Below are 25557 nucleotides of genomic sequence, written 5' to 3'. Positions count from 1 at the left end.
TCAAGAGGACATTCCCATGCTGAAATTCACCGCCGAACACGAATGGCTGAAACTCGAAGACGGCGTTGCCACCGTCGGCATCACCACCCATGCTGCCGAGCAGCTAGGTGATCTCGTGTTTGTTGAACTGCCGGAAGTCGGTGCCGAGCTGGTGAAGGACGGCAATGCCGCAACCGTCGAAAGCGTCAAGGCAGCCTCCGACGTATATTCGCCACTCGATGGCGAAGTCACCGAAGTCAATCAGGCGATCGTCGACGACCCGTCGCTGGTCAATTCCGATCCGCAGGCTGCCGGCTGGTTCTTCAAGCTGAAGCTCAAGAATGTAGCCGACGCCGACGCGCTGATGGACGAAGCTGCCTATAAGGAACTGATCGGATGAGTGACTCGACCGACTTCCACTTCACCGACTACGATCCTTACGATTTCGCCAACCGACGGCATATCGGTCCCTCTCCGACGGAGATGACCGATATGCTTGCCGTGATCGGCTACAAGTCGCTCGACGCGCTGATCGATGCCACGGTTCCCGCCTCCATCCGTCAGCAGAACCCGCTGACCTGGGGTGCGGCGCTGACCGAACGCGAAGCGCTCGACAAGCTGCGCGAGACGGCCAACAAGAACCAGGTGCTGACCACGCTGATCGGACAGGGCTATTACGGCACCGTGACGCCGCCTGTGATCCAGCGCAACATTCTGGAGAACCCAGCCTGGTACACGGCATACACGCCCTACCAGCCGGAAATCTCCCAAGGCCGCCTCGAAGCGCTTCTGAACTTTCAGACGATGATCTGCGACCTGACCGGCCTCGACGTCGCCAATGCTTCGCTGCTCGATGAAGCGACGGCGGCTGCCGAAGCCATGGCGCTTTGCCAGCGTCAGGCGAAATCGAAGGCAACCGCCTTCTTCGTCGACCACGCCTGTCATCCGCAGACGATTGCGCTGATCGAGACACGTGCAGCCCCGCTCGGCTGGAGCGTGATCGTCGGTGATCCGATGACCGATCTCGACCCGGTGGACGTGTTCGGCGCGATCTTCCAGTATCCCGGCACGAACGGCGAAGTGCGTGACTTCTCGGGCCTTATCTCCCGCCTGCACCAGACCGGTGCGGTCGCTGCTATGGCGGCCGATCTTCTGGCGCTGACGCTTCTGAAATCGCCCGGCGAAATGGGTGCGGATATCGCGATCGGCTCGTCGCAGCGGTTTGGCGTGCCTGTCGGTTACGGCGGCCCGCACGCGGCCTACATGTCGGTCAAGGATGCGCACAAGCGCGCCATGCCCGGCCGCCTTGTCGGCGTTTCCGTCGATGCCCGCGGCAATCGTGCCTACCGCCTGTCGCTGCAGACCCGCGAACAGCATATCCGCCGCGAGAAGGCGACGTCGAACATCTGCACGGCGCAGGTTCTGCTCGCCGTCATGGCCTCGATGTACGGCGTCTTCCACGGCCCGGAAGGCCTGAAGGCGATTGCCCAGGCCGTCCACAAGAAAGCCGTGCTGATGGCCAAGGGCCTCGAAAAGCTCGGCTACACGATCGAACCCGATACGTTCTTCGACACGTTCACCGTCGAGGTCGGCCACATGCAGGGTGTGATCATGCGGGCGGCCGTTGCTGAAGGCGTCAACCTGCGCAAGGTCGGTGAAACCAAGATCGGCATGTCGCTCGACGAACGCACCCGCCCGGCAACGCTGGAAGCCGTCTGGCGCGCATTCGGCGGCGACTTCAACGTGTCGGACTTCGCGGTCGAATACCGCCTGCCCAACGCACTTCTCAGAAAATCGGATTACATGACCCATCCGATCTTCCACATGAACCGCGCCGAAAGCGAGATGACCCGCTACATCCGCCGCCTGTCGGACCGCGACCTGGCGCTCGATCGTGCCATGATCCCGCTCGGCTCCTGCACGATGAAGCTGAACGCGACGGCTGAAATGCTGCCGATCACCTGGCCGGAGTTTTCCGACATCCACCCGTTCGTACCCGTCGACCAGGCGCTCGGCTACAAGGAGATGATCGACGATCTCTCGGCAAAGCTCTGCCAGATCACCGGTTACGATGCCTTCTCGATGCAGCCGAATTCCGGTGCGCAGGGCGAGTATGCGGGCCTGCTAACGATCCGCAACTATCACATCGCCAATGGCGATACGCATCGCGACGTCTGCCTCATCCCCACCTCCGCGCACGGCACCAATCCTGCCTCGGCCCAGATGGTCGGCATGAAGGTCGTGGTCGTGAAAGTGCTCGAGAACGGCGATATCGATCTCGAAGACTTCCGTGCCAAGGCACAGCAGCATGCGGCAAATCTGTCCTGCTGCATGATCACCTATCCTTCGACACACGGCGTGTTCGAGGAGACGGTGAAGGAGATCTGCGAGATCACCCATGCCAATGGCGGCCAGGTCTATCTCGACGGTGCCAATATGAACGCCATGGTCGGATTGTCCCGCCCCGGTGACATTGGCTCCGACGTTTCGCATCTCAATCTGCACAAGACGTTCTGCATTCCGCATGGCGGCGGCGGTCCCGGCATGGGGCCGATCGGCGTCAAGGCGCACCTGGCAAGCCACCTGCCCGGTCACCCGCAATGGGCCGGAGAACTTGGCAGCGAAGGTGCGGTTTCGGCGGCGCCGTTCGGCTCTCCCTCGATCCTGCCGATCTCCTGGTCCTACTGCCTGATGATGGGCGGCGAAGGGCTCACGCAGGCGACGAAGGTTGCGATCCTCAACGCCAACTATATCGCAGCCCGGCTCAAGGGCGCCTACGATGTGCTCTACAAGTCCGCAAGCGGACGCGTCGCGCATGAGTGCATCATCGACACCCGCCCGCTCAACGCCTCGGCCGGCGTCTCTGTCGACGACGTTGCAAAACGCCTGATCGACTGCGGCTTCCACGCCCCGACCATGAGCTGGCCGGTTGCCGGTACGCTGATGATCGAACCGACGGAATCGGAAACGAAGGCCGAGATCGACCGGTTCTGCGATGCGATGCTGGCAGTCCGCGAAGAGGCTCGTGCGATCGAAGACGGTCGCATGGACAGGGTCAACAACCCGCTGAGGAACGCCCCGCACACGGTGGAAGACCTGGTCGGCGAATGGGATCGTCCTTATAGCCGCGAACAGGCCTGCTACCCGCCGGGCGCTTTCCGTGTCGACAAATACTGGTCGCCGGTCAACCGCGTCGACAATGTCTATGGCGACCGCAATCTGCTCTGCACCTGCCCGCCGCTTGAGGACTACGCGGAGGCCGCGGAGTAACACGAATACCGGAGAGGCCCGGGCTTTGGGCCTCTCCGGTATATATTTTCGCGCAGCCCTTGTTTAAATGCAATTATTCTCTATTTTGAGTTTCATCGAACTTTGCTAGCGACTCGTCCGCAGCTCCCGGAAAACTTGGAGCTCTTTCTGATTTCCTCTCAACGTCGATCTACCCCCGACCCCGTATTTCAGGGTTGGCAACTTACTACGATTGAAAGGAAATCGTTATGGATACCGGCACTGTAAAGTGGTTTAACAGCACCAAGGGTTTTGGTTTCATTCAGCCTGACAACGGCAGCCAGGATGTGTTCGTTCACATTTCCGCTGTTGAGCGCGCTGGCATGAATGGCCTGAACGAAGGTCAGAAGATCAGCTACGAAATCGTCCAGGACAAGCGTTCTGGCAAGAGCTCCGCAGACAACCTGCGCGCTGCTTAAGGTTTTGTCATTGCCCCGCGTGACCACGGATGTACTGGCACGAAGGCGGCGATGATGGTGGAAGGTCGGGGTTCATCTCCCGGCCTTTTGTTTTTTCGTCCATTCTGAGGTTTTACTGTGCTAGACGGTTTAACTTCGAATGGGTGAAAAGAGAGCGGATGTGAGATCGCTTCCCGATCAACCCGCGTCCGACAAATTTCAAGAGATAGCGGTTCGCCGCGTAAGGAGATATTTTGCAGGTACTCGTCAGAGATAACAACGTTGATCAGGCTCTCCGCGTCCTGAAGAAGAAGATGCAGCGCGAAGGTATCTTCCGCGAAATGAAGGCTCGTAGCGCTTACGAAAAGCCTTCCGAAAAGCGTGCACGTGAAAAAGCAGATGCGATCCGTCGCGCGCGCAAGCTTGCTCGCAAGCAGATGCAGCGCGAAGGCCTGCTTCCGGCTCCGAAGAAAAAAGTCATCGTAGCTCGCGCCCGCTAGGCTCCGACATGAGCGTGGTTTTGAGCACAAGCCAGAGCCACGCAACCAATCGCAGGATGGCAGTCTATGCCATTCTCGCGGTCCACGGCAGACATCGGCCGTCTCCAGGAGGAAAGCATGACAGCGACCAAGGACCAGTTCTTCAAGCCCGCGAAAATGTCGGCACAAGCCAAATCGGAGCAGACCAACTCCGTGGTGCGTGACATCCTGGACGCCGAAGTTATTGCTCGTGAAAAGAAGACAGAAAAACTACGTGCTCTGCGGCTCCAGCAGACCGCTGATGCCCCCGCCCCTGTAAAAAAAGCGGCGACGAAGACCAAGCGCGCGGTCAAGACTTCCTAATCTTTCGTTTTACTCCCGACTGCTTTTCCCGAATTGAACCAATTCGTTGGTTCTGCGTTAACTTGCACTGCGGGACGCATGCATACTCCGGGATGCAGCGCTCAGGTGTCGCCTTTTCAAAGACGCCCCGCAGTCTTTTCTGATCATCCGGCTACGCCGATATCAGGAGAGTGCCTGTCAAGGATGCGAGGGTAGAATGTGTCAGGACAACGCCTCATCGGCGATCGTGCTAGGTTCGGATGATCTCGAACTTCTTCAGAGATTCCTGGAAGCCTGGTGCGAAGAAAGACATGTGGACGTGTCGAGCGAGGAGGCTCAGACTGTCGCATCGGGTCTTTTCAACTGGTACCAGTTTGAACTGAATGATCGCAACAACCTCAAGTCCGAACCGCCCGAGCCTCTGCCGGAATCGGTCGAATTGAAGCGATTGCTACGGCAACTCGCCGTAGCCTGATATTGGGCCCTGACCGTGCTGCAATCGAGGCTCGCTCGGGATTACGGGATACGAGCGACCACTTTGATCTCGAAATCGAACCCCGCGAGCCAGTTTACCCCGACCGCTGTCCAATTCGGGTACGGCTTTTCCCCCATTATGCCCAAGCGAACTGCCTGAATCGTCCCGAACTGATTTTCAGGGTCGGTGTGAAACGTGGTGACGTCGATGATGTCGTCGAACCCGCAGCCTGCCGCTGCGAGAACCGCACGCAGATTGTCGAACGCCAGTTGAACCTGTTTTTCAAAATTCGGTTCCGGCGTTCCGTCATCACGGCTGCCAACCTGTCCGGACACAAAGAGAAGATCACCCGACCTTATCGCGGCTGAGTATTTGTTGATCTCGTAAAGGGCCTGTCGGCCTGCGGGGAAAATTGCTTCTCGTTCGATCATCGCTCGTCTCCAATCGGTTGTTGCGTCCTTGGCGTTGCAGGAGCCTTCCCTGCCCACTTCAATCTTGATATACGCTCCGTATGCAACTGCGTATCTCAGATACGTTGCGTATGTCAACTGCTGTAAGAATCCGAGCCGGGGGTGAGCGATGGCGCCGAGCAAGCGTACGACGATGATGGAAGAAACGCGCGGCAAGCTGATCAGCGCGGCGCGCAAGTCCTTCGCCGAGAAAGGCTATGCCAGCTCGTCCATGGACGACTTCACGGCGTCCGCCGGCCTGACGCGGGGTGCGCTCTACCATAATTTCGGAGACAAGAAGGGTCTTTTACAAGCGGTGATCGATCAGATCGATTCCGAGATGCTGCGGCGGATGCGTGCTGCAGCAGACCACGCCGGCGGGACACTTTGGGACGGCTTTCTTGCCGAGGCGGTCGCCTATATCGAGATGTCGCTGGAGCCGGAAATTCAGCGCATCATGTTGCTGGATGGTCCTGCTGTCCTCGGCGACCCATCGCGTTGGCCCAATCAGAACGCCTGTCTGCGCACCACGGCGGACACGATCAGCGCTCTCATCGCCGAAGGGACAGTCAGGAGCATGGATGCGGAAGCCGCCGCACGTCTCATCAACGGTGCGGCACTCAACGCCGCACTGTGGATCGCTGCGGCCGACGATCCGCCGGCCGTGTTGGAAAAAGCCGTCGAAGCGTTCCGTCACCTTGCCAGCGGGTTGCTGACGAAACAGCCCGTATGATCGCCCACCTCAACCTCGACGGCGATAAGTCGGAAGATTGCGAATTCCTGAGAGGATCTCCACTTCGCCCTCGCTCTTCGGCTTGCCGAGGAGAAAACCCTGCAGCTGTTCGCAGCCGTCTTCGACCACCATCCGGTGCTGCCCGAAGGTCTCGATGCCTTCCGCGACGACGGGCAAGTCCAGGCTCTTGCCGAGACCGATGATGGCTTTGACGATGGCACGGGCGCTGTCGCTTTCCTCCATCTCGCTGATAAAACTGCGGTCGATCTTGATCTTGTCAAAGGGGAAGCTGTGCAGGTTGCTGAGCGACGAATAGCCGGTGCCGAAGTCATCCATCACCACATGGACTCCCAGCGCCTTCAACCGGAGCAAGGTCGCGAGCGTCGTGTCGCGATCCTTGAGCAGCGAGGTCTCTGTGATCTCGAGTTCGAGCCGGTGGGGCTCCAGGCCGCTCTCATCCAGTGCCGACGCAATCATGTCGACAAGGTTCGGGAAGCGAAACTGGATGGCCGAAACGTTGACCGCTACCGCCAGGCCGTCATCCCAGGTACTGGCGACCCTGCAGGCTTCGCGCATCGCCCATTCACCGATCGGCACGATGATGCCGGTTTCCTCGGCAACCGGAATGAAGACGCTCGGTGAAACATTGCCCCATTGCGGATGCTTCCACCGCATCAGGGCCTCATAGCCCGAGCAGAGGCCGCTTGTGGCATCAAAGAGTGGCTGGAATACCATGCTGAGTTGCGAGCGCAGTACGGCGTAGCGCAACTCGCTCTCGATCTCGCGCCGCTCGCGCAGCTCTGCGTCCATTGCCGCGGAATAGAATGCTGCCGTACCACGTCCCGAGAACTTCGCATTGTAGAGGGCCATGTCGGCCGCATTGCGCAAGTCATCAGGCGTTTCTCCGTCGTCCGGATAAACCGCGCAGCCGATGCTTACGCCCACGGCGGTGGGATCGAGTGCGACATTCATTTCGGTGCGGAAGGTTTCCAGGATACGCTCGGCGAGCAGGTTTGCGCCCGCCGGCTGCTCGACGCCTGTCTGGAGGATGATGAACTCGTCGCCGCCGATGCGGGACGGCGTATCGGCCGGACCGACACAGCGCCGCAGGATATCGGCGACCCGGATCAGAACACGATCGCCTTCTGCATGGCCGAACACGTCGTTGACGGCCTTGAACCGGTCGAGATCAAGGGCAAGCACCGCCAGCACATCGCCGGAAAGCGCAGCCGTCCTCAAGGCACCGTCGAGCCGATCGTTGAAGAGCGTACGGTTGGGAAGGTCCGTCAAAGCGTCGTGGCGGGCCATGTGTTCGATGCGGCGCTCCGCAATGCGCTTCTCGGTCAGATCGCGGACAGCCAGAACCTGGCAGGAGCGACCGCGATACTCGATCGTATGGACGGCAACCTCGAGAAAGACCTCGCGGTCCGTCACTTTCGGCGTGGCAGCGACTGCGGAATTCCTTTGAGCCGTCAGCGGAAGACCGTCGGCTGCCACCAGCAGATCATCGGGATCGCGGCCGAGAATGTCGCGGTCGCGCAGCAACAGCAATTCGGCAAAGCGAGCATTGGTCTCTATGACGCGGCCATCGCGAACCACCGCGAGGCCTTCAAGCGTCGCGTTGGCGAAGCCACGCAAATCCGTCAGGTACCGGTCGATGAAGCTCGCGGCAACAGTCGTCAGCACGATCACACTCATGACGATCGAAACCGCGCCAATGAGCCAGATCCGCCCGCCACCGTCGAGCGAGGCCTCTGGAAGCGTCGGATCGGGGATCAGCTCGGTCGCCGACATTGCAGTGAAATGCAGGATGCAAATGGCAGCAACACTGGCAGCGACTGCACAGATCAGGCGCAGGGTGCTTCTTCGAAGCGTCGTGGAGGCGAACGCCGCGGTGAAGAGAGAGAAAGAGACAACAGAGCCGATCAGGATGGGCGTCATTTCGTAGCGGGTCGTGGCCGCGGCACGGATCGCTTCGGTGCCGATCAAGTGCATGGCGGCGACCGTGACCGTGGCGACCATGCCGGCTGCGAGCGAAGAAACCGTCTTCGATCGATCGGCAATCTGCAGCGCCAACCAGAAGCCGGCGACGGCAGTCAGAGCCGAGACAAGGGTGAGGACGCGCTCGAATTCGATCGCTATCGTGCCCTGGTAGGCGAGCATTGCCACGAAATGCGTCGACCAGATGGAAAGCCCGCCCGTGGCGCTGGCGACAAGGAGCCAGATCCGCCGCCGACGTTCGTTGCACTCGATCGCCCGTCTATGGATCAGAAAAAATGCGAGCATGCCGACGACGCAGATGCCGGCCGCGAGAAGAACAGTGCTTCGATCATGCTGAACCACGACGCATTCGAGAACTCGAAACATGGATGCCACCACAAGAACGCACGACGAACAATTTCATCGACTTGTCAGCAAAACATTAGGTGTTAATATTTAAGGAAATAATAATATACAGTGGCGGCATGCACGTGTCTAAGAACGCGCCTTGGGTACGGGATATCGATCCCAAAAGGCTTATCCGGCCGCCTTTTCAAGCCCGGAGCTCAAATCCACTGCCGCGAACGCAGCGGTTAGGATTTCGGTCCCAGCGCCAGGCTTCGTCGCCTCTGACGACAGGATTTGGCGGAACCGACGCGCACCGGGATAACCCTGAAACAGACCAACCATGTGACGCGTCACGTGATGCAATCTGCCACCGGAGGCGATAACCTGATCCGCATAGGCAATCATCGCGTCGCGCAGCGCCAGCCAGTCAGGGTCTGGATACTCAAGTCTTCCATCCAGAAGCGCATCGACGCCCGCCAGCAAGCCGGTGTTGTGATAGGCAGCGCGGCCGAGCATGACGCCATCCATCACCTCAAGGTGTTCAGCAGCTTGCTTAAGATCGGCAATACCGCCGTTGATCCCCAGAAACACATCCGGGTTCTCACGCTTCATCCTATGGACGAGATCGTAATCCAGTGGAGGAACCTCGCGGTTTTGTTTCGGCGACAGTCCCTGCAGCCAGGCCTTACGGGCATGGATCCAGATCGCGTCGGCACCGGCACCAATCATTCGCGCGAGAAAGTCCGGCAGGACGTCGGCCGGCTCCTGATCATCAACGCCGATGCGGCATTTGACCGTCACAGGCGCCTGTGAAACCTTTTTCATGGCTGTGACGAGGTCTGCAACATGCGCGGGGTCGCGCATCAGGCAGGCACCGAATGTCCCCGACTGTACCCGGTCCGAGGGGCATCCGACATTGAGGTTGATCTCGTCGTAACCGTAGTCACCGGCGATCCGGATCGCCTCGGACAGCTTTTCCGCATTCGAGCCGCCGAGCTGCAAGGCAACAGGATGTTCTGCCGGCGAATAGGACAAGAGCCGCTCCCGCGGCCCATGGATGATCGCATCGGCGACGACCATCTCCGTATAAAGAAGCGCGCGCGACGACAGCTGCCGGTGCAGGAAACGGCAGTGACGATCGGTCCAGTCGATCATCGGGGCGACAGCGAAGATTTTTTCTCCGTTATGGTATTGATTTTTCATGATATTCCAGAACTGCACCATTTTGCCGGCTAGGTGCTTGGCGGCATTTTGGGCCACTCTTTATCACACGTAACCCTTTGACTCCACTCAAAGCATACGGGCCGTAATTTCCTAGCTGCACCAAGAACTGCACCACGATAGCGGCGATCTGTGCTTGCAAATGCACCGTCACGTTATGCTATCGTCCGTGGAAAGGTTACGCTGACCGGTGTAAGCGCCCGTCCACCTCGTAAGAGGTCCGCACCATAGAGTGGGATAACCAAGAGACTCCGGATTTAACTTCTCACGCCGCCGCCGCACTTTCGTGCATCTTCCATAGAAGCTCGCTGACGTTTCCTGCGTGACAGGAGATGGTGCCTGCTACGCGATGCTCACGTCCACTCTCTTCTTCATCCTCATAACACGCCTCGAACATCTGAAAGGCGTCGGACCACGGTGCGATGTCGATCTCTTTGATTGCCTCATAGGCATCGACTGCAACGTTGAAGATGGCAGGCTCGATGTCAACGATCTGGGCGTACCACCGGAATGCTCCCACCACGTCTCCGGGGATGCGCTTATACTTTTTCGCATGCGCCGCCTCAGCGGCGGCTGCTTGCTCAATAAGTGAACGGTCAACAAGGCAGACACGGCTCAACTCAACGACGACCGGTTGCACGAAATCGGTGACGACACTGATCTTGCTCAGCAGTTCAGCCTCATGATGGAAAAGATTCCGTAGCGCCTTCAGCCCGATGAAGTTCGGAGAGTCGTGCAGACCGCCTTTTCTGTGACGCTTGAGTTTGTCGCTGAAGCTATGCAGCGAGTTCAGGAAGTGAAACAGCGTGTCCTCGTTCGGCGCTTGGCAGTGCCGGCCGTAGTCACGAAACAAGCGATCCGTAGCTGCCTGTAGGTCTTTCATTCACAATCCCTGATTGGAGCGTATGGCAAGAATCTATTCACGGCTAAATCTTCCAATCAACAGCCTGAAGCCGCCTTTGCCCGACATAGTGAGGGCGGTTTGTTAGGTTCAGCACCAGCGCAACCGCTGCGGTAGTGAACTGGCCGCGAGTGTTGACCTTCACGTCCGCGTAGGGCTTCACCGCCATCTGAAGCTGCGCGCACAGAACGACAACCTTCTCTGTCGCAAACGACACTCTGATCTGGTGTGCGAACTCGTTACGCACCTTTCGGATCAGTTCACACTCCCGATACTCGGCTTCCGAAATCAGCCCGAGCCCGAAGGCTGCCGCGATCCGGGCAGAGAACGATCCGAGTGGCGCGTTGAACCCGCTGAGTAGCGCTTGGCTGCCCTTGTTCGGGATGAGGAACGCTTCGATGACTTTGCCGAGCTGATCGTCGAGCATTGCCGCCGCAGCGAGAGCTGCACCACGCTCGGTTTCCTTGTTGAAGTCGTCCAGAAAATCGGAGAAGCCGATCAGGTGCGGGTGGGTTTCGGAGAACGGTCTGCGATTATCTGCCACTCAACAACATCCTTTCATTCGATCCACCATCGGTAGCATTTCCACCAGCCGCTTTGCGTTGGCTGCACCAGAACTGCACCATCGCTATTACAAAAATAAATAATCCAGCAATTTCAACGTCTTATTTCTCACCCGTCCAGTCGATCATAGGTGCGACGGCGAAGACTTTTTTAGGAGGATGCGTTGGCATGGTTTCCGAGCGACTATTCCGGTGCGTGGCTGCACGGATAACAAGATTTCGAGCCTGGCGAAAGACAAACGGCAAAAATGCGTTGTCGTCAGGTTGGTGCGGATTGGAACCGGCCGGAGCGTAGATTGGCTGAGTCTTGGGGTGAAAGCCTCCTCTACGCGGGAAGTCGACGCTGGACCGCCGAGATGCCAGCGAAGGTGCGAGGTCGCCACTCAAAGTGCAGGCCCTACTCTTCAGTAGCAAATTTTGTTTAATCCGAGCAAAATGCGTGCTAGTCAGACATATGAGTTCTTCTCGCGGTCTTGAGATAGATTTTGCAGAGCCGGCCATGGCGCATGTCGCACGGGCGGCGTTCGACTTGAACGGATTTTCGGCCGAGTATGTCGAGCTGAGCGGTGCTGAACCGTATGACTTCAGAAGCCGTGGCGAGAACCACTATCTCGCGTTGCACGACATCACTCTCACTGATGGTGAGCTGCGCGTGGACGGTCTTCCGACGCTCCATAAAAAGGACTTGCGCGACACGATCACCTTCGTGCCCAAAGGCTGCGGCATCGAGGGCTGGTGCCAGCCTCAGCCACGAACCAACCGATTTGTCGCTATGTATTTCGATCCAAAGGCGATCCGCGACGATCTGGCTGGTAGATATTCCGAGCGGGATCCTGCGCCGTTCGCTTACTCCCGCGATCCACAGTTACGCGCCACACTTAAGAAGCTTGAAGCGGTTCTCAGGGCGCCTCATGTGGACGAGCTCCACGCGGAGAGCGTCTGCCTTCTGGCATCGCTTGAGGTTTTCGGGGTCATGGCCGACAGGCAGGGGCGTCTGTCGGACCGACAGATCGCCGCGGTCACGGATTTCGTGGAGGGGCATCTGCAGGCAACAGTCGGCTTGGCCGAGCTGGCCGCTGTTGCCGGGCTCAGCCGTTTTCACTTTTCCCGCGCCTTCAAGGCAACGACCGGGGAAAATCCACACTCGTTTGTTCAACGGCGGCGCATCTCGCGAGCTGTCACGCTCCTTGCTCAGGTTGACCTGCCCATCGACGCGATTGCCGGGGCAGTCGGGTACAAGGGCACACCACAGTTTCGAAGGGCGTTTCATGAGGTGATGGGGACCTCTCCGCTGAAATATCGTCTGCAACGTTAGGCAAAATGGCGGGGGCCACCAATGGGCTATGAGTACACAGATGCCAGTCTGATCGTCTGCGATAGGGAGCCAATCACGCGACTCGAAGAGATCCAGAATTTCGCGTTCCTCGTTGCGATGTCGAACGACTGGACGATCGTTCGCGTATCCGAGAACTGCGAAACATTCTTCAACGTCAAACCGGAGAAACTCCTGGGCACGCGCTTCGACACGTGGATCAGTGAGACGGCGCTCCACGACATCCGGAACCGGATGGCGATTTTGGCGTCAACGACAGGAGAGAGAATCTTCGACGTGAAGCTGGTGCAGGGATTGCCCAACGTCGATCTGTCGATCCATTTTCAGGGCGATCTTTTGATTGTCGAAGGCGAACGGACACAGAAGACCGAACGGGTGGAGGCGGCTTCGATGGTTCGCGCAATGGCTGCGCGTCTGACCAAAGTTCCTTTAATCGAGAAATTCCACAGAGATGCGGTCCGACAGGTCCTGGCGATCACCGGCTTTGATCGAGTAATGATCTATCGGTTCGACACAGACGGCCATGGCGAAGTCATCGCGGAATCAACACGCGCCGGGGTGGACAGCTTCCTCGGGCTTCATTATCCCGCGTCGGATATCCCACGCCAGGCGCGCGAATTGTACCTGCGCAACCCCTTCCGCATCATAGCCGACGTCGCAGCACCGACCGTGGCGTTATTGCCTCCCGCGGACGCGGTCACGCCACCGCTTGACCTGTCGATGTCAATCAGCCGTGCCGTTTCTCCGGTCCATATCGAATATCTGCGCAACATGGAGGTTGGTGCCTCCCTATCCATTTCGATCGTCGTCGAGGAAAAGCTGTGGGGGCTTATCGCATGCCATGCCAATGGACCGCGCCTGCCAAGCTTCATCATGCGGACCGCATCGGAACTGTTCGGCGCGATGTATTCGATGATGCTGGAGAGCCGTCTGCGGCGCGGCAGCGAGGAGCACGAGCATCGCGCACGTGCTTTGGCTGATCGCGTCATTACGATGATTGCTGGTGATGAATCGTTGATGGAAGATGCTCAGTGGCTGCAGGACATGACGCGCGACATGTTGGATTGCGATGGTGTCGCAATTTACCGTCGCGGCAAAGCTCACCTTCACGGGGCCACTCCGTCGGAACATAATGTCATCTCTCTGGCGCATCATCTGAACGCCGCCTCGCCGAGCCGGGTCTTCACGACCGACAACTTGGCTTCGGTCCATGCGCCGTGCAGCGAAACAGCGGACCGCGCCGCCGGCATGCTGTCGATCCCCATCTCGCGGGTTCCGCGCGACTATATCTTGCTGTTCCGCCGCGAGCGGCTGAGCGAGATCAGGTGGGGTGGCAATCCTGCAAAGCCAGCGGAAGCAGGCACCGAGAGCGAACGCATATCGCCCCGCAAAAGCTTCGCAGCATTCGCCGAACTCGTCCGCGGCAAATCCAACCCTTTTTCCGATCGCGATCAGCGCATCGGCGAAGCGATCAGACAGGCACTGATCGAAGTCATCCTGCGCTATTCGGACGGCGCCAGCGACGAGAGACGACGTGCTTCCGAACGTCAGGAAGTGCTGATTGCCGAACTCAATCACCGCGTCCGCAACATCCTTGCCCTGATCCGCAGTCTCATGACGAAGACAAGCCATACAGCCGTTGATGTCGCGAGCTATGTCGAATCGCTCGGCGGACGGGTGCAGGCGCTCGCACGAGCCCATGACCGCGTCACGCGCCAGAGCTGGGGCCCCGCGCCGCTCGCCGGCATCTTTCAGGATGAGATCGCGGCACATGACGGCGTACGCGGTCGATTTACCTTGAAGGGACCGAACGTACTGCTGCAGCCACAGGCGATGTCGACCATTGCGCTGGTCGTTCATGAACTCGTCACCAACAGCTGCAAGCATGGCGCGCTTTCGGCAAACGGCCGCATAGAGGTGACCGTCGACTCGGTCGACGGCGAAGGCGTCTACATCAAATGGAAGGAAATCGGCGGCCCGGCCGTGGTTGCGCCGACACGGCGAGGGTTTGGTTCTGTCATCGTCGAGAAAACGATTCCGTTCGATCTGAAGGGAACGGCCGAGGTCCGCTTCCTGCTGGCCGGGTTGGAAGCGGATTTCTTCATCCCGCTGAATTATGTGATCATTGCGCCTGAAGACCCGGCGCCGACGCAGACGATGATTGAGCCCGATACCCTGAAAGCTACCAGCGTCCCCCCAAAGCAACTACTGCACGATGCGCAGGTTCTGCTGGTCGAGGACAACATGCTCATCGCACTGGAGGCCGAGGACTTGCTGTACGAGCTGGGCGCGGTTCAGGTTCACCTCGCCTCCACTATTGCCGAAGCCGAACAGTTGCTTGCCAAGCAGAGTTTCCAGTTCGCTATGCTGGACATCAATGTCGGTCGCGGCACAAGTTTCGATCTTGCGACCAAGCTCGGGCAAGCAGGAACGCCGTTTATCTTCGCGACCGGCTACGGCAACGAATTGGCGATCGCGCGCAGAAAGGAAAGTGAGGTCGTCATCCAGAAGCCCTATGAGCGTGATCATCTTGCGCGCGCCGTGCAACAGGTGCTGACGAAAGCGACTGTCGAAGATGGCTGACGAAAGCGCTCGCGCTCTCGTCATTCATCCGCTCTGAAACGACGTTCCCTGCTCCCACTGCGGTCAATGACCTCAACCGGCAGGTTGCCAGCATGACAGCCCGTTCAGTGAACCGACTGTCCGTCGTCCTCTTCGAGGAAGCTTTTGATGCCATCGCGTTCGGCGGTGGCGAGGAATTCTTCCCAGGCGTCCTTGTCGGTCGCGAACGTCTCTTCCCAGCTGGTCACGACTTCCGTCTGGCTGATGACCTCGAGCGTCCAGTCGCCATTGGTATCGGCCGGGCGATAGATATCGACGAGCACGGTGACGCCATCGTCTTCGAACTCACCGGCGAATTCTGAATGTTCGAGTTTGGGCTGTTTCGTCATCGGTGAAGAACCTTCGTTTTCGTGCTGTCTTTAGAGAGACGCCAGCTCAACACGCCGGCCCTAGTTCGGTTGCATGGCCGGCATATTTGCCGAATGCGCTTTCCCTTATAGCAAAGCGAAAATTCGCGCCAGCTGTACGGCTGCGCAGAAATCGGGCTAGGATTGTCGGCCGAATTGGTGGACAAAGGACGCATATTGATGACCGGAGGATTTTTTTCGATGCGCGCTACCGTGATCCCTGCCCCCAAGCCCGTGCTTCTTGATGTCGAGGGCGAGACCGAACAGTTCCCGGTGCGCCGGGTCTATTGCGTCGGCCGCAACTATGCCGACCACGCCATCGAAATGGGCCATGATCCCTCCCGTGAGCCGCCCTTCTTCTTCCAGAAAAATTCCGACAATCTCTATCATGGCGACACCTTTCCCTACCCGCCAGTCTCTTCCGATGTGCATTTCGAAGTCGAGCTGGTGATGGCGCTTTCCGGTGGCGGCGCCGACATTCCGGTCGAAGAGGCCCTGTCCAAGGTCTATGGCTACGGGATCGGCATCGACTTCACGCGGCGCGATGTGCAGGACAAGGCAAAGAAGATGAGCCGGCCGTGGGAAGCGGCAAAGGCGTTCGAACATTCGGCGCCCGTCTCCGCACTCGTCCCGGCCGCCAAGATCGGGCACCCGCAGGAAGGTGCGATCTGGCTTGAGGTCAACGGCGAACGCAAGCAGTCCGGCAACCTCAACCAGATGATCTGGAAGCTGCCGGAAATCATCGCCGAACTGTCGAAGCTCTTCGTGCTTGCGCCCGGTGACGTGATCATGACCGGAACGCCGGCCGGCGTCGGTCCGATCGTCAAGGGCGACACGATCACCTGCAGCGCCGAGGGTGTCGGCAAACTCTCTCTCACGGTGGTTTGAAGCACGAACCGGAGGTCAACAGATGCCGATCTACGCGCTTGGCGAATTCCAGCCAAAACTGCCCGCACCCGACCGCTTCTGGATCGCGCCGGATGCGAACGTAATCGGCAAGGTGGAACTGGGCGAGGATGTCGGCATCTGGTTCGGCGTGACGCTGCGCGGCGACAACGAGCCGATTACTGTCGGTGCGCGGTCGAACATTCAGGAGGGCGTGATGGTGCATACCGATCCCGCCTACCCCGTCGTGATCGGCTCGGACTGTACGATCGGCCACCATGCGATCGTGCATGGCTGCGTGATCGGCGACAATTCGCTTGTTGGCATGGGTGCGACCATCCTGAACGGCGCAAGGATCGGCCGCAACTGCCTGGTGGGCGCGAATGCGCTTGTGACCGAGGGGAAGGAATTCCCCGACAATTCACTGATCGTCGGCTCGCCTGCCAAGGCGATCCGTACGCTGGATGATGACGCTGTCGAACGGCTGCGGCAATCTGCGGCGCGCTATGTGGAGAACTGGAAGCGGTTTTCCCGGGACCTCAGGGCGCTGTGATCAAACGGACTATGCCGCGCATTTCTGGCAGATGCCGCGGATCTCGATCGTCGTCTTTGACGGCTTGAAGCCCTTGCTGGATGCCCAGTCGCTGAGGTGGTGATCGACCTCGTGATCGTGAAATTCCAGCACCTGGCTGCAGCTTTCGCAGATCGCGAAGGCAACCGTACCGTGGCCATGACCTTTTCCGCAGCACGCGCTTTCCCGGTGCGCACAGGCGACGAAGGCGTTGAGGCTTTCCAACCGGTGGACCATGCCGAACTCGGTCAGCTTGTCGAGCGCGCGGTAAACCTGAAGCGGTGCACGGAAGCCGTGGTCGCGCAGTTTGTCAAGGATCGTGTAGGCGCTGAGCGGCCCATCGGCACGGTCCAGTGCCTCAAACACCAGCGACTGGTTCTTGGTCAGGGCCGGATTGACGATCGGGGCGTTCATCCGCGCACTCCTTTATTGGTTACCCGCTCATTCGTTTTGCGGCCGAAGGCGGGAAGCAAACTCATGATGAAAAGTAGGAGTGCGGCCACCACGATGGAAGGGCCGGACGGCGTATCATAGGTCAAAGAGCCGAAAAGACCGCCGACAACAGCTGCAGCGCCGATCAGCGAGGCGAAGACCGCCATCCATTCGGGGCTTGCCGAAAATCGTCTGGCCGTCGCGGCTGGAATGATCAGCAGCGAGGTGATCAGCATGATGCCGACGATCTTCATGGCAATCGCGATGACCAATGCCATCAGAAGCATAAAGAACAGTTTTGCCTGCGCCGGCCGCATGCCCTCGGCTTCCGCCACGTCTTCGCTCACTGTCGATGCGATCAGCGGGCGCCAGAGGAATGCGAGCGCTGCGACGACGACGATCCCGCCACCCCAGATCAGTGCAATATCGGATGGCGTGACCGCCAGGATATCGCCGAACAGGAAGGCGATCAGATCGATCCGGACCCAGGTCATGAAGGCAACGAGGACAAGGCCGATCGCCAGAGCCGAATGCGAGAGGATCCCCAGCAGAGCATCCGCTGAGAGCGACTGGCGACGCTGAAGGAGGAGCAGCAGGCCGGAGACGAGGACGGCGACGCCGAATACCGACAGTAGGAGATTGACCTCGAAAAACAGCGACAAGGCAACGCCGAGCAGCGCAGAATGGGCCATCGTATCGCCGAAATAGGCCATGCGCCGCCACACGACGAAACAGCCGAGCGGTCCGGCTGTCAGCGCCACGCCGACGCCGGCGATCAATGCGCGAGTGAAGAAGTCGTCAAGCATGGGGCTTGCCCTCGCCGTGATGGTGGTGGGCGCGGTCGCCATCGTGGTGATGGTCGTGAGCACCATCGTGATGGTGCTTGTGGTCACCATGCTCGTGATGATGGCCGTCCTCGGGGTGGCAATGCTCCGTGATCGAGCCGTCGCGGTGCTGGACCCGGCCGTCCGGCAGGTGGGTATGGTCGTGATTGTGGCTATAGACGGCGAGCGCACGGCCGTTTGCGCCAAACAGCTTGGCATAGTCCGAACTCTGGCTGACCACTTCCGGCGTGCCACGGCAGCAGATATGACCGTTGAGGCAGATCACCGTGTCGGTTCCCGCCATCACCATGTGCAGATCATGCGAAATCATCAGGATGCCGCAACCGGTCGTGGTGCGGATCTTGCGGATCAGATCGTAGAGCGCTGCCTCACCGGCGAAATCGACGCCCTGCACGGGCTCGTCCAGCACCAGCAGGTCCGGCTTGCGGGCCAGAGCGCGGGCCAGCAAAGCGCGCTGGAATTCGCCGCCCGACAGGTGCCGGACTTCGGCGTCTGCCAGATGCGCGATGCCGGTCGCTTCGAGCGCTGCGATCGTATCCTGATCGGAAATCGAGCTCGTCAGCCGCATCAGGCGACGAACCGAAAGCGGCATCGTCCAGTCGATCGAAAGCTTTTGCGGCACATAGCCGATGCGCAGGTCGCGGCTACGGGTAACGGCACCCTCGTCTGCCTTCAGGACACCAATCGCCATCTTGGCGGTCGTCGACTTGCCGGCGCCATTGGGTCCGATCAGCGTCACCACTTCGCCGCGGGCAATCGACAGATCGACGCCGCGCACCAGCCAGCGATTATCCCGGAAAATGCCGGCATTCGACAGCGATACGAGTTTCGCTGCGGCCTTTGCATGATCTCCAAGCGGCAGGTCGGCCCGGTTTCTCATCAGCATGGTCGTCTAAAAATCCTGTTGTCAGGCCTCTTGCAGACCCTCATGGCACACGTTATAGCATAACGCAATTGATGTAATAACATTACGTCATTTCACAAGGAGCTATCCGATGAAATTTGCCGCAACCCTCCTCCTCTCATGCTCGGCCCTGATGACCGCATCGAACGCATTTGCCGATGCACCCAGCGTCGTGGTCTCGATCAAGCCGATCCATTCGCTGGTCGCCTCGGTCATGAAAGGCGTGGGCGAGCCGAAGCTGATCGTCGAGGGCGCGGCCTCCCCGCATACCTACAACATGCGCCCATCCAACGCGTCGGCCCTGCAGAAAGCCGACCTGATCTTCTGGGTCGGCCATGGCATGGAAGCGTTTCTGGAAAAGCCGCTTGAGGCGCTCGGCGCCAAGGCTGCCGTGGTAAGCCTGGAAGACGCGCCGGGCCTGACCAAACTGAAGTTCCGCGAGGGCGGTGTGTTCGAGCCGGAAGCCGAAGAGGAAGGCCATGATCACGGACATAGCCACGGCAGCGAGGATCAGGCCGCCGCCGCGGAAGATGACGGCGATCACGACCATGACGGCAACGATGTGCATCTGTGGCTCGACCCGATGAATGCCAAGGCGATGGTGGAGGATATTGAAAAGGCGCTTGTGCAGGCCGACCCGGAAAACGCGACGACATATCAGGCGAATGGCGCAGACCTGATGAAGAGGCTCGATGCACTCGATACGGAACTGAAGACCACGCTCGAGCCGGTCAAGGACAAGCCGTTTATCGTCTTCCACGATGCCTATCAGTATTTCGAGAACCGCTACGGCGTGAAGGTTGCGGGCTCGATCACGGTGAGCCCCGAATCCATTCCCGGCGCAGAGCGCGTGAAGGAAATCCACCAGAAGGTGGAGGAGCTTGGCGCCACCTGCGTGTTTGCGGAGCCTCAGTTCGAGCCGAAGCTGGTAAAAGTCGTGACGGAAGGAAGCAAGGCGCGTTCCGGCGTTCTTGATCCGGAAGCCGGCGCACTGACCGAGGGGCCTGATCTCTACTTCGAGTTGATGCGCGGCCTCGCAACGTCGTTGAAGACCTGCCTCTCGCAGGCTTCCTGATCTTCAAGACATTCGCGGTGCTGCGACCTGCAGTGCCGCGTGTTGAGAGAAACAGGTGGGGGACGTCGAACACTCGACGTCCCCCAACTCAATTTATCGGCCGGAAATGATGCTTGCGATCACGCCACTGGTGATGCCGACGAGCAGGAAGTCGTTATCCACCTTCACCCAACGCTGACCGCGCGGCGGGGCCGACAGGCGGTAGCGGCGATAGTCGCGGACTTCCGCCATATGGCGGCGCTCGGCCGGCGTCATGCGGTGACCGCGCACAAACCGCTTCTTGGTGACGACGACTTTCTTCTTCTCGATGACGACATGCTTGCCGGCCGGGCGGTGATGCTCCTGCCCCTTGCGCCAGTCCTGCGCCTGCGCCGTGGAGGCGATCGGGGCGACCAGAACCGTTGCGGCCAGCATGGCAATGATGAACTTCTTCATGGTTGTTTCCTCGTATTGAACACACGAGAGAATTAGAGCCCAACCGATGAACGCGAAATGAATACAAGATTAAACTTACGTAATGATCCTAGTGTCTTGGCGTCTGATCCTAACACCGGAAGTTAAGCGTCTCTCGCGCTTCTCACGCGACGGGCTCGTACGTGAAGTCGTCGAAATCAGCGTGTTGTCCACGACCAGAAGTATCGAAAGCGAACATGCCCACAAAGGCGCCGGTAAAGGATCCATGCTCGCCGCGTCCACCTTCGTCGGAGATCACAGAGGCGTCCAGCTTCGGTCCGACCGGCTCCCAGTCGTTGGCACCGCCAGCGCGCCAGAAGAACTGGAGATCATTGTCATCGACCTCGATCGCCAGATGCACCGGTCCGGCCGGCACCGGCACGCCGCTTCCGGCGGGCCAGACGAGCTTTGCATGCGGGAAGTCGCCGGGGCATGACAGCACCGTGACGACGCGGCCGAGCTTCTCGTGCAGCGTGACGGCGACGGCATGCAGCTTGTGGCGATTGTAGTAATGGGTAAGGCCTGCCACCTGCTGGTAGGTGTCGGGTGAGAAATCGACGACCGTCTCGGCGCGGAAGCGATGGTGCTCCTGCCTGCGGGCGACCAGCGCCTGCTCGAACCAGGAACCGATGCTCTCGCGGCCGATCAGGCGCAGATGGCCGGGACGTTCCGTCAGGCTGAAGATCCGCTCCGGTTCCGGTGTGCGCAGCCACTGGAACTCGCTCGGCAGTACTTCCGTGTCAAACCCGTGCGCGACACGGCCAACGTCCTGTGCCGCCTCGGCGCTGTTCGTTACGGGGACGTCGACGGCGGGAACCACACCGCCATGTTCGAGATAGAGCCAGTCGTCCTTCCAGACGCATTTCTGCAGCGCCGTCTCGCGCCCGAGCGGTGAGCGGCGATGCGGTTCGATCGGTCGGCTGCAGAGGTGGGTGTGATAGACCTCGCCTTCCGGCGTCTCCACATACTGCCCATGGCCGGACCGCTGCAGCTCCGCCTCCGGTGCATCCTTGGACGTGATCAGATGGTTATCGGGATGTAGCTCGTAAGGGCCGCCGATCGTCTTCGACCGGGCCATCGTTACAGCGTGATTATAGCCTGTGCCGCCTTCTGCCGTCGTCAGATAGTACCAGCCATTGCGCTTGAAGAGATGCGGGCCTTCGACAAGGCCGAGAGCGCTGCCCGGAAAGATGTTGCTGATGGGACCCTTCAACGTCTTCGTCTCGGCGTCCCATTCCTGCATGAGGATGCCATCGAACGCGGGCGATTTCGGCGCGCCGCCAAAGCTCTCGGTCCGGTGGTTCCACTGCATGTTCAGGAACCACTTTCGCCGGTCGTCGTCGTGAAACAGCGACGGATCGAAGCCGGAGGAATTGACATAGATCGGGTCCGACCATTCACCTTCAATCGTCGGCGATGTGACAATGTAATTGTGAGCGTCCTTGAAGCTGCCGTCGAACCGTTTCACGTCGGTATAGACCAACCAAAACAATCCATCCGCATGGGAGAGGCACGGTGCCCAGATGCCGCAGCTATCGGGATTGCCGCGCATGTCGAGCTGGCTTTTCCGCTCCAGAGGCCGCCGCACGAGCGTCCAGTTCACAAGGTCGCGGGAGTGGTGGATCTGAACGCCCGGATACCACTCGAATGTGGAGGTCGCGATATAATAGTCCTCGCCGACACGGCAGATCGATGGATCGGGATTGAAACCCCGATCGGATTGCGGATCATAGATTTCCTCCGGTGGTCGTAAAGTCTCAGGGCGCAGACTGCTCTCTCCTCAGTCTGCACCCGTGTCTCCCGCTGTGGGGAGGTTCACTTGCGGGCGGGACCCTCGCGTTCGGCCGACGCTGCCCAGAGGTTGATATCGGCCTCCTTGGCGTAACCGTCGATCTCGGACAGTTCAGCTGCCGTGAATTCCGGGTTCTCGAGCGCCTTGACGCAATCCTCGACCTGTTCCGGACGGCTGGCGCCGATCAGCGCCGTGGTCACGCGGCCGCCGCGCAGAACCCACGCAAGCGCCATCTGCGCCAGCGTCTGACCTCGCCGTTCGGCGATCGCGTTCAGACCTTTGAGGTTCTCGACATTCTTGTCGTTGAGGAAGGCCGGGCGCAGCGACTTGCCCTGGGCGGCACGGCTGTCTTCTGGAATGCCGCCCAGATATTTCGATGTGAGCATGCCCTGAGCCAGCGGCGAAAACACGATCGAGCCGACGCCGAGATCATCCAGCGTGTCGAGCAGACCGTCTTCCTCGACCCAGCGATTGATCATTGAATAGCTCGGCTGGTGGATGAGAACAGGCGTGCCCAGAGCCTTCAGGATCGCCGTAGCTTCCCGCGTGCGCTGCGAATTGTAGGACGAGAGGCCGACGTAGAGCGCCCTGCCCGAGCGAACGATGTGATCCAGCGCGCCGCAGGTCTCTTCCAGCGGCGTATCCGGATCGAAGCGGTGCGAATAGAAGATATCGACATAGGCGAGACCCATGCGCTTCAGGCTCTGGTCGCAGGACGCGATCAGGTACTTGCGGCTGCCCCATTCGCCATAGGGGCCGGGCCACATGTTGTAGCCGGCTTTCGACGAGATGATCAGTTCATCCCGCAGTCCATGAAACTCATCGCGCAGGATCTGGCCGAAGGCCGTTTCGGCGCTGCCAGCCTTCGGGCCGTAATTGTTGGCGAGATCGAAATGGGTGATGCCGAGATCGAAGGCTTTTCTGCAGATATCAACCTTGCGCTGGTGCGGCGTGTCGTCACCGAAATTGTGCCACAGGCCCAGCGAGATTGCCGGAAGTTTGAGGCCGGACCGGCCGCAGCGATTGTATTTCATGGTGTCGTAGCGGTTGTCCGCCGGGTGCCAAGCCATCTCTGAAAATCCTCCGAATGAAAAACGGCGCCGACCTCTTCTTCGGCGCCGTGCACGTCATAGAGTATCAGACAAGAAGCGCCAGCGCTTCATCGATGCCGAGCGCGGCCGGTTGAGTGCAGGTCGTTGTGGTCGCAACGAAATTGCCCTCTTTTCCGGATTTCAGGATCGAGGTCATGACGTCGACGCCATGCAGCGCCCGGTCGATCGAGCAGCGAATGTCGCGCCCTTCGATCAGTGCCATTGCCATGTCGGCCAGACCTGCGGTGCGATAGTTTGCACGCGGACCGTTCGTTGGATGCTCCTGGTTGTTTTTGCTGAAGGGGTGGTCCCATTCTTCGAGCGGCTGGATATCCTTGTCGCGGCCGCTTGCTTCCACCACGCCACCGAAGAAGTTCGGGTCGGGCACGTAGATCGAGCCTTCCGTGCCGTAGAGTTCCATATTGGCATGGCGATGCGACCAGACATCCCAGCTGGCCGAGAGGGTGATCGTGGCGCCTGCCGCGAACTCGAGCAGCGCGTGGATGTTGGTCGGGGTCTCGACCGGGATGCTCTGGCCCTTCAGAGGTTCGCTGGTGATCGTGCGCGTCGGATTGGCCATCGACGTCAATGCCGCGACCCGTTTGACGGGGCCAAGGAAGTTGACGAGGTTGGCGATATAGTACGGTCCGAGGTCGAGGATCGGCCCGCCGCCATTGAGGAAGAAGAAGCCTGGGTTCGGGTGCCACATTTCCATGCCCGGGCTCATGACATGGCATGTGCCCGACGTGATGCGACCAACGCCGCCATCATCGATGTATTTGCGGGCGAGCTGGTGCGCGCCGCCTAAAAACGTGTCCGGCGCGCAACCGATCGCCAGGCCCTTTTCCCGTCCGAGGGCCTGCAGCTGCTTTCCCTCTTCCAGCGTGATGGTCAGCGGTTTTTCGGAATAGACGTGCTTGCCGGCATCGAGAATGGCTTTCGAGACCTCGAAATGCGCGGCCGGGATCGTCAGGTTGACGATCACGTCCAGCTCGTCATTGGCGAGCAGCTCCGGAATGGTCTGCGCCTTGACGCCGTATTCTGTTGCCCGCTGCCGCGCCGCCTCGGGATTGAGGTCGGCGCAGGCCAGAACCTTGATCCCCTTGAACAGCGGAGACAGCGCGAAATAGGTCATGGAAATGTTGCCGCATCCGATGATGCCGACGCCAAGTTCCTTGGTCATGGGAAACTCCGATCCAATATCTGAATTCAGTAGGTCTTGAAGGCGGCCATCGAACGGGACGCGAGCCGCTCGATATCCTTCGGGTTGTCGTGCTCCAGCACGAAGTGCTTGGCGGGTGTCTTTTGCAGCGCCGTCATCAGATCCTTCCACGGCACGGTGCCATGGCCGACATCGGCCCATCCGTCTTCATCGGTATTCTCGCCCGCTGGTGCGATGTCCTTGACGTGAACCGCCGAGATCTTCTTGCCGTAGCTTTCGATCCAGGTGAAGGGATCGGCGCCGCCACGGACGACCCAGGCAATATCCGCTTCCCAGCTCAGGTCAGGACCGCCGGCAAAGATCTGTTCCTGTGGCGTGGAGCCATCCGGCAGCTGCTTGAACTCGAAATCGTGGTTGTGCCAGCCGAATGTATAGCCGGCATCCTGATAGCGCTTTCCGGCTTCCTGCAGGCGCTGACCGAAGGCGAACCAGCCTTCCGCGTCCGTGGGTCGCTGATCGGCTGCAAGATGGGGGCAATAGATGGCGCTGACACCGAGCGTCTTTGCGATCAGCAGTGCCTGGTCAGGCTCCTGTTCGAGGAGGTCGAGACCGAAATGGCCTGTGGGCATCGTGAGTTCGTTGGCATCGAGCTCTGCACGAAACTTCTGAAGACCGGCCTCGTCGAGCGTTCCGTAGAGACCGCCATAGCCCTCGACCTCACGGTAGCCGTGACTGGCCACGAGTTTCAGAACATCGGATAGCGGCGGGAAATTGCGGGCGCTGTAAAGCTGGAAACCGAGCGTCGTCATGTCATTCTCCTTGAAATGAAACTTTGGTCCGCGGAAAGCGAGAATATCGCTCCCACGGCTGGTCACCCTCTTGGGGAGAG

At 59.6% G+C, this 25557-nt stretch carries 25 protein-coding genes and 1 pseudogene; 12 read left to right on the top strand and 14 right to left on the bottom strand.

The annotated features are described in order from the left end of the window. Window positions 1-16: 16 nt before the first annotated feature. The 6 genes from gcvH to J3A65_RS09110 all read left to right on the top strand — a co-directional run bounded on the left by gcvH (window position 17) and on the right by J3A65_RS09110 (window position 4961). Entirely contained in the window at window positions 17-379 is a 363-nt protein-coding gene (gene gcvH, locus J3A65_RS09135) for a glycine cleavage system protein GcvH (RefSeq protein ID WP_062580646.1), read from the top strand. After that, the gene (gcvP, locus tag J3A65_RS09130) at window positions 376-3249 is read left to right on the top strand and encodes an aminomethyl-transferring glycine dehydrogenase (protein WP_209900812.1); all 2874 of its coding nucleotides are present in this window, start codon (window positions 376-378) and stop codon (window positions 3247-3249) included. The genes gcvH and gcvP overlap by 4 nt, the downstream gene beginning before the upstream one ends. Window positions 3250-3476: 227 nt before the next feature. After that, a complete protein-coding gene (locus tag J3A65_RS09125) occupies window positions 3477-3686 on the top strand; it encodes a cold-shock protein (RefSeq protein WP_062457081.1) in 210 nt (69 codons plus the stop codon). 233 nt (window positions 3687-3919) lie between these two features. Beyond that, complete coding sequence (rpsU, locus tag J3A65_RS09120; protein WP_062457083.1) at window positions 3920-4165, top strand: 30S ribosomal protein S21; 246 nt, start codon at window positions 3920-3922, stop codon at window positions 4163-4165. A gap of 117 nt (window positions 4166-4282) precedes the next feature. Beyond that, window positions 4283-4507: a hypothetical protein gene (locus tag J3A65_RS09115; RefSeq protein WP_062458069.1), complete on the top strand. Its 225-nt coding sequence runs from the start codon at window positions 4283-4285 to the stop codon at window positions 4505-4507. Window positions 4508-4703: 196 nt separating this feature from the next. Then, a complete protein-coding gene (locus J3A65_RS09110) occupies window positions 4704-4961 on the top strand; it encodes a hypothetical protein (RefSeq protein ID WP_062457086.1) in 258 nt (85 codons plus the stop codon). Window positions 4962-5002: 41 nt separating this feature from the next. Here J3A65_RS09110 and J3A65_RS09105 read toward each other — a convergent pair whose 3' ends face one another. After that, window positions 5003-5392, bottom strand: coding sequence for a RidA family protein (locus J3A65_RS09105; RefSeq protein WP_209900809.1), 390 nt, complete (start codon window positions 5390-5392; stop codon window positions 5003-5005). A 148-nt stretch (window positions 5393-5540) separates the two neighbouring features. Here J3A65_RS09105 and J3A65_RS09100 point away from each other — a divergent pair, with 148 nt between their 5' ends. Beyond that, window positions 5541-6143, top strand: a complete 603-nt coding sequence (locus tag J3A65_RS09100; RefSeq protein WP_209900807.1) for a TetR/AcrR family transcriptional regulator — start codon at window positions 5541-5543, stop codon at window positions 6141-6143. Window positions 6144-6152: 9 nt separating this feature from the next. On the opposite strand, the gene J3A65_RS09095 is transcribed toward J3A65_RS09100, so the two are convergent. The 4 genes from J3A65_RS09095 to J3A65_RS09080 all read right to left on the bottom strand — a co-directional run bounded on the left by J3A65_RS09095 (window position 6153) and on the right by J3A65_RS09080 (window position 11137). Beyond that, window positions 6153-8510, bottom strand: coding sequence for an EAL domain-containing protein (locus J3A65_RS09095; RefSeq protein WP_209900805.1), 2358 nt, complete (start codon window positions 8508-8510; stop codon window positions 6153-6155). Between the two features lie 150 nt (window positions 8511-8660). Then, on the bottom strand, window positions 8661-9674 hold the full coding sequence (gene dusA / locus J3A65_RS09090; RefSeq protein WP_245341502.1) for a tRNA dihydrouridine(20/20a) synthase DusA: 1014 nt from the start codon (window positions 9672-9674) through the stop codon (window positions 8661-8663). A 283-nt stretch (window positions 9675-9957) separates the two neighbouring features. Continuing rightward, window positions 9958-10575: a hypothetical protein gene (locus tag J3A65_RS09085; protein WP_209900803.1), complete on the bottom strand. Its 618-nt coding sequence runs from the start codon at window positions 10573-10575 to the stop codon at window positions 9958-9960. Between the two features lie 43 nt (window positions 10576-10618). Further along, entirely contained in the window at window positions 10619-11137 is a 519-nt protein-coding gene (locus J3A65_RS09080) for a transcriptional regulator (protein WP_209900801.1), read from the bottom strand. Between the two features lie 518 nt (window positions 11138-11655). Between J3A65_RS09080 and J3A65_RS09075 the strand changes: the two genes are divergently transcribed. Together J3A65_RS09075 and J3A65_RS09070 are read left to right on the top strand one after the other, a co-directional pair. Then, window positions 11656-12471 carry an AraC family transcriptional regulator gene (locus tag J3A65_RS09075; protein WP_245341501.1) on the top strand — a complete coding sequence of 272 codons (816 nt, stop codon included), beginning with the start codon at window positions 11656-11658 and terminating at the stop codon, window positions 12469-12471. A 21-nt stretch (window positions 12472-12492) separates the two neighbouring features. Then, window positions 12493-15072, top strand: coding sequence for an HWE histidine kinase domain-containing protein (locus J3A65_RS09070; protein ID WP_209900799.1), 2580 nt, complete (start codon window positions 12493-12495; stop codon window positions 15070-15072). A 104-nt stretch (window positions 15073-15176) separates the two neighbouring features. On the opposite strand, the gene J3A65_RS09065 is transcribed toward J3A65_RS09070, so the two are convergent. Next, window positions 15177-15440 (bottom strand): hypothetical protein, encoded by a 264-nt coding sequence (locus tag J3A65_RS09065; protein WP_062457099.1) that lies wholly within the window; start codon window positions 15438-15440, stop codon window positions 15177-15179. Between the two features lie 219 nt (window positions 15441-15659). Between J3A65_RS09065 and J3A65_RS09060 the strand changes: the two genes are divergently transcribed. Further along, window positions 15660-16346 (top strand): fumarylacetoacetate hydrolase family protein, encoded by a 687-nt coding sequence (locus J3A65_RS09060; protein ID WP_209900796.1) that lies wholly within the window; start codon window positions 15660-15662, stop codon window positions 16344-16346. A 22-nt stretch (window positions 16347-16368) separates the two neighbouring features. Further along, window positions 16369-16896, top strand: a complete 528-nt coding sequence (locus J3A65_RS09055; protein WP_209900794.1) for a gamma carbonic anhydrase family protein — start codon at window positions 16369-16371, stop codon at window positions 16894-16896. Between the two features lie 9 nt (window positions 16897-16905). On the opposite strand, the gene J3A65_RS09050 is transcribed toward J3A65_RS09055, so the two are convergent. From J3A65_RS09050 to J3A65_RS09040, 3 genes are read right to left on the bottom strand one after another with little or no spacing between them, the layout of a single operon-like run. After that, on the bottom strand, window positions 16906-17328 hold the full coding sequence (locus J3A65_RS09050; protein WP_062457108.1) for a Fur family transcriptional regulator: 423 nt from the start codon (window positions 17326-17328) through the stop codon (window positions 16906-16908). After that, entirely contained in the window at window positions 17325-18152 is an 828-nt protein-coding gene (znuB, locus tag J3A65_RS09045) for a zinc ABC transporter permease subunit ZnuB (RefSeq protein WP_209900791.1), read from the bottom strand. Before znuB ends, J3A65_RS09050 begins: the two co-directional genes overlap by 4 nt. Continuing rightward, window positions 18145-19077, bottom strand: a complete 933-nt coding sequence (locus J3A65_RS09040) for a metal ABC transporter ATP-binding protein (protein WP_209900789.1) — start codon at window positions 19075-19077, stop codon at window positions 18145-18147. Before J3A65_RS09040 ends, znuB begins: the two co-directional genes overlap by 8 nt. A 151-nt stretch (window positions 19078-19228) precedes the next feature. Between J3A65_RS09040 and J3A65_RS09035 the strand changes: the two genes are divergently transcribed. Beyond that, on the top strand, window positions 19229-20170 hold the full coding sequence (locus J3A65_RS09035; RefSeq protein WP_245341639.1) for a zinc ABC transporter substrate-binding protein: 942 nt from the start codon (window positions 19229-19231) through the stop codon (window positions 20168-20170). A gap of 93 nt (window positions 20171-20263) precedes the next feature. Here J3A65_RS09035 and J3A65_RS09030 read toward each other — a convergent pair whose 3' ends face one another. From J3A65_RS09030 to J3A65_RS09010, 5 genes and pseudogenes are all read right to left on the bottom strand, one after another. Further along, a complete protein-coding gene (locus J3A65_RS09030) occupies window positions 20264-20605 on the bottom strand; it encodes an RcnB family protein (protein ID WP_209900785.1) in 342 nt (113 codons plus the stop codon). Between the two features lie 142 nt (window positions 20606-20747). Next, window positions 20748-22354, bottom strand: a pseudogene (locus J3A65_RS09025) (glycoside hydrolase family 43 protein). 84 nt (window positions 22355-22438) lie between these two features. Then, window positions 22439-23485, bottom strand: a complete 1047-nt coding sequence (gene mgrA, locus J3A65_RS09020) for an L-glyceraldehyde 3-phosphate reductase (RefSeq protein ID WP_209900783.1) — start codon at window positions 23483-23485, stop codon at window positions 22439-22441. A 67-nt stretch (window positions 23486-23552) separates the two neighbouring features. Beyond that, window positions 23553-24689 carry a Gfo/Idh/MocA family oxidoreductase gene (locus tag J3A65_RS09015; RefSeq protein ID WP_209900781.1) on the bottom strand — a complete coding sequence of 379 codons (1137 nt, stop codon included), beginning with the start codon at window positions 24687-24689 and terminating at the stop codon, window positions 23553-23555. A gap of 26 nt (window positions 24690-24715) precedes the next feature. Then, a complete protein-coding gene (locus J3A65_RS09010; protein WP_209900779.1) occupies window positions 24716-25477 on the bottom strand; it encodes a sugar phosphate isomerase/epimerase in 762 nt (253 codons plus the stop codon). Between the last annotated feature and the right edge of the window lie 80 nt (window positions 25478-25557).

The sequence above is a fragment of the Rhizobium sp. PvP014 genome, assembly GCF_017876855.1.
Lineage (GTDB): Bacteria > Pseudomonadota > Alphaproteobacteria > Rhizobiales > Rhizobiaceae > Neorhizobium > Neorhizobium soli.
Note: the sequence above shows the minus strand (reverse complement) of the source record. Positions and strands in the feature narration are given on the sequence as shown.

What these genes read in the sequence shown, in the direction of transcription:
- gcvH (WP_062580646.1), top strand. Translation starts at nt 17, where the DNA reads ATGCTGAAATTCACCGCCGAACACGAATGGCTGAAACTCGAAGACGGC.
- gcvP (WP_209900812.1), top strand. Translation starts at nt 376, where the DNA reads ATGAGTGACTCGACCGACTTCCACTTCACCGACTACGATCCTTACGAT.
- J3A65_RS09125 (WP_062457081.1), top strand. Translation starts at nt 3,477, where the DNA reads ATGGATACCGGCACTGTAAAGTGGTTTAACAGCACCAAGGGTTTTGGT.
- J3A65_RS09115 (WP_062458069.1), top strand. Translation starts at nt 4,283, where the DNA reads ATGACAGCGACCAAGGACCAGTTCTTCAAGCCCGCGAAAATGTCGGCA.
- J3A65_RS09110 (WP_062457086.1), top strand. Translation starts at nt 4,704, where the DNA reads ATGTGTCAGGACAACGCCTCATCGGCGATCGTGCTAGGTTCGGATGAT.
- J3A65_RS09105 (WP_209900809.1), bottom strand. Translation starts at nt 5,392, where the DNA reads ATGATCGAACGAGAAGCAATTTTCCCCGCAGGCCGACAGGCCCTTTAC.
- J3A65_RS09100 (WP_209900807.1), top strand. Translation starts at nt 5,541, where the DNA reads ATGGCGCCGAGCAAGCGTACGACGATGATGGAAGAAACGCGCGGCAAG.
- J3A65_RS09095 (WP_209900805.1), bottom strand. Translation starts at nt 8,510, where the DNA reads ATGTTTCGAGTTCTCGAATGCGTCGTGGTTCAGCATGATCGAAGCACT.
- dusA (WP_245341502.1), bottom strand. Translation starts at nt 9,674, where the DNA reads ATGAAAAATCAATACCATAACGGAGAAAAAATCTTCGCTGTCGCCCCG.
- J3A65_RS09085 (WP_209900803.1), bottom strand. Translation starts at nt 10,575, where the DNA reads ATGAAAGACCTACAGGCAGCTACGGATCGCTTGTTTCGTGACTACGGC.
- J3A65_RS09075 (WP_245341501.1), top strand. Translation starts at nt 11,656, where the DNA reads ATGGCGCATGTCGCACGGGCGGCGTTCGACTTGAACGGATTTTCGGCC.
- J3A65_RS09070 (WP_209900799.1), top strand. Translation starts at nt 12,493, where the DNA reads ATGGGCTATGAGTACACAGATGCCAGTCTGATCGTCTGCGATAGGGAG.
- J3A65_RS09065 (WP_062457099.1), bottom strand. Translation starts at nt 15,440, where the DNA reads ATGACGAAACAGCCCAAACTCGAACATTCAGAATTCGCCGGTGAGTTC.
- J3A65_RS09060 (WP_209900796.1), top strand. Translation starts at nt 15,660, where the DNA reads ATGCGCGCTACCGTGATCCCTGCCCCCAAGCCCGTGCTTCTTGATGTC.
- J3A65_RS09055 (WP_209900794.1), top strand. Translation starts at nt 16,369, where the DNA reads ATGCCGATCTACGCGCTTGGCGAATTCCAGCCAAAACTGCCCGCACCC.
- J3A65_RS09050 (WP_062457108.1), bottom strand. Translation starts at nt 17,328, where the DNA reads ATGAACGCCCCGATCGTCAATCCGGCCCTGACCAAGAACCAGTCGCTG.
- znuB (WP_209900791.1), bottom strand. Translation starts at nt 18,152, where the DNA reads ATGCTTGACGACTTCTTCACTCGCGCATTGATCGCCGGCGTCGGCGTG.
- J3A65_RS09040 (WP_209900789.1), bottom strand. Translation starts at nt 19,077, where the DNA reads ATGCTGATGAGAAACCGGGCCGACCTGCCGCTTGGAGATCATGCAAAG.
- J3A65_RS09035 (WP_245341639.1), top strand. Translation starts at nt 19,229, where the DNA reads ATGACCGCATCGAACGCATTTGCCGATGCACCCAGCGTCGTGGTCTCG.
- J3A65_RS09030 (WP_209900785.1), bottom strand. Translation starts at nt 20,605, where the DNA reads ATGAAGAAGTTCATCATTGCCATGCTGGCCGCAACGGTTCTGGTCGCC.
- mgrA (WP_209900783.1), bottom strand. Translation starts at nt 23,485, where the DNA reads ATGGCTTGGCACCCGGCGGACAACCGCTACGACACCATGAAATACAAT.
- J3A65_RS09015 (WP_209900781.1), bottom strand. Translation starts at nt 24,689, where the DNA reads ATGACCAAGGAACTTGGCGTCGGCATCATCGGATGCGGCAACATTTCC.
- J3A65_RS09010 (WP_209900779.1), bottom strand. Translation starts at nt 25,477, where the DNA reads ATGACGACGCTCGGTTTCCAGCTTTACAGCGCCCGCAATTTCCCGCCG.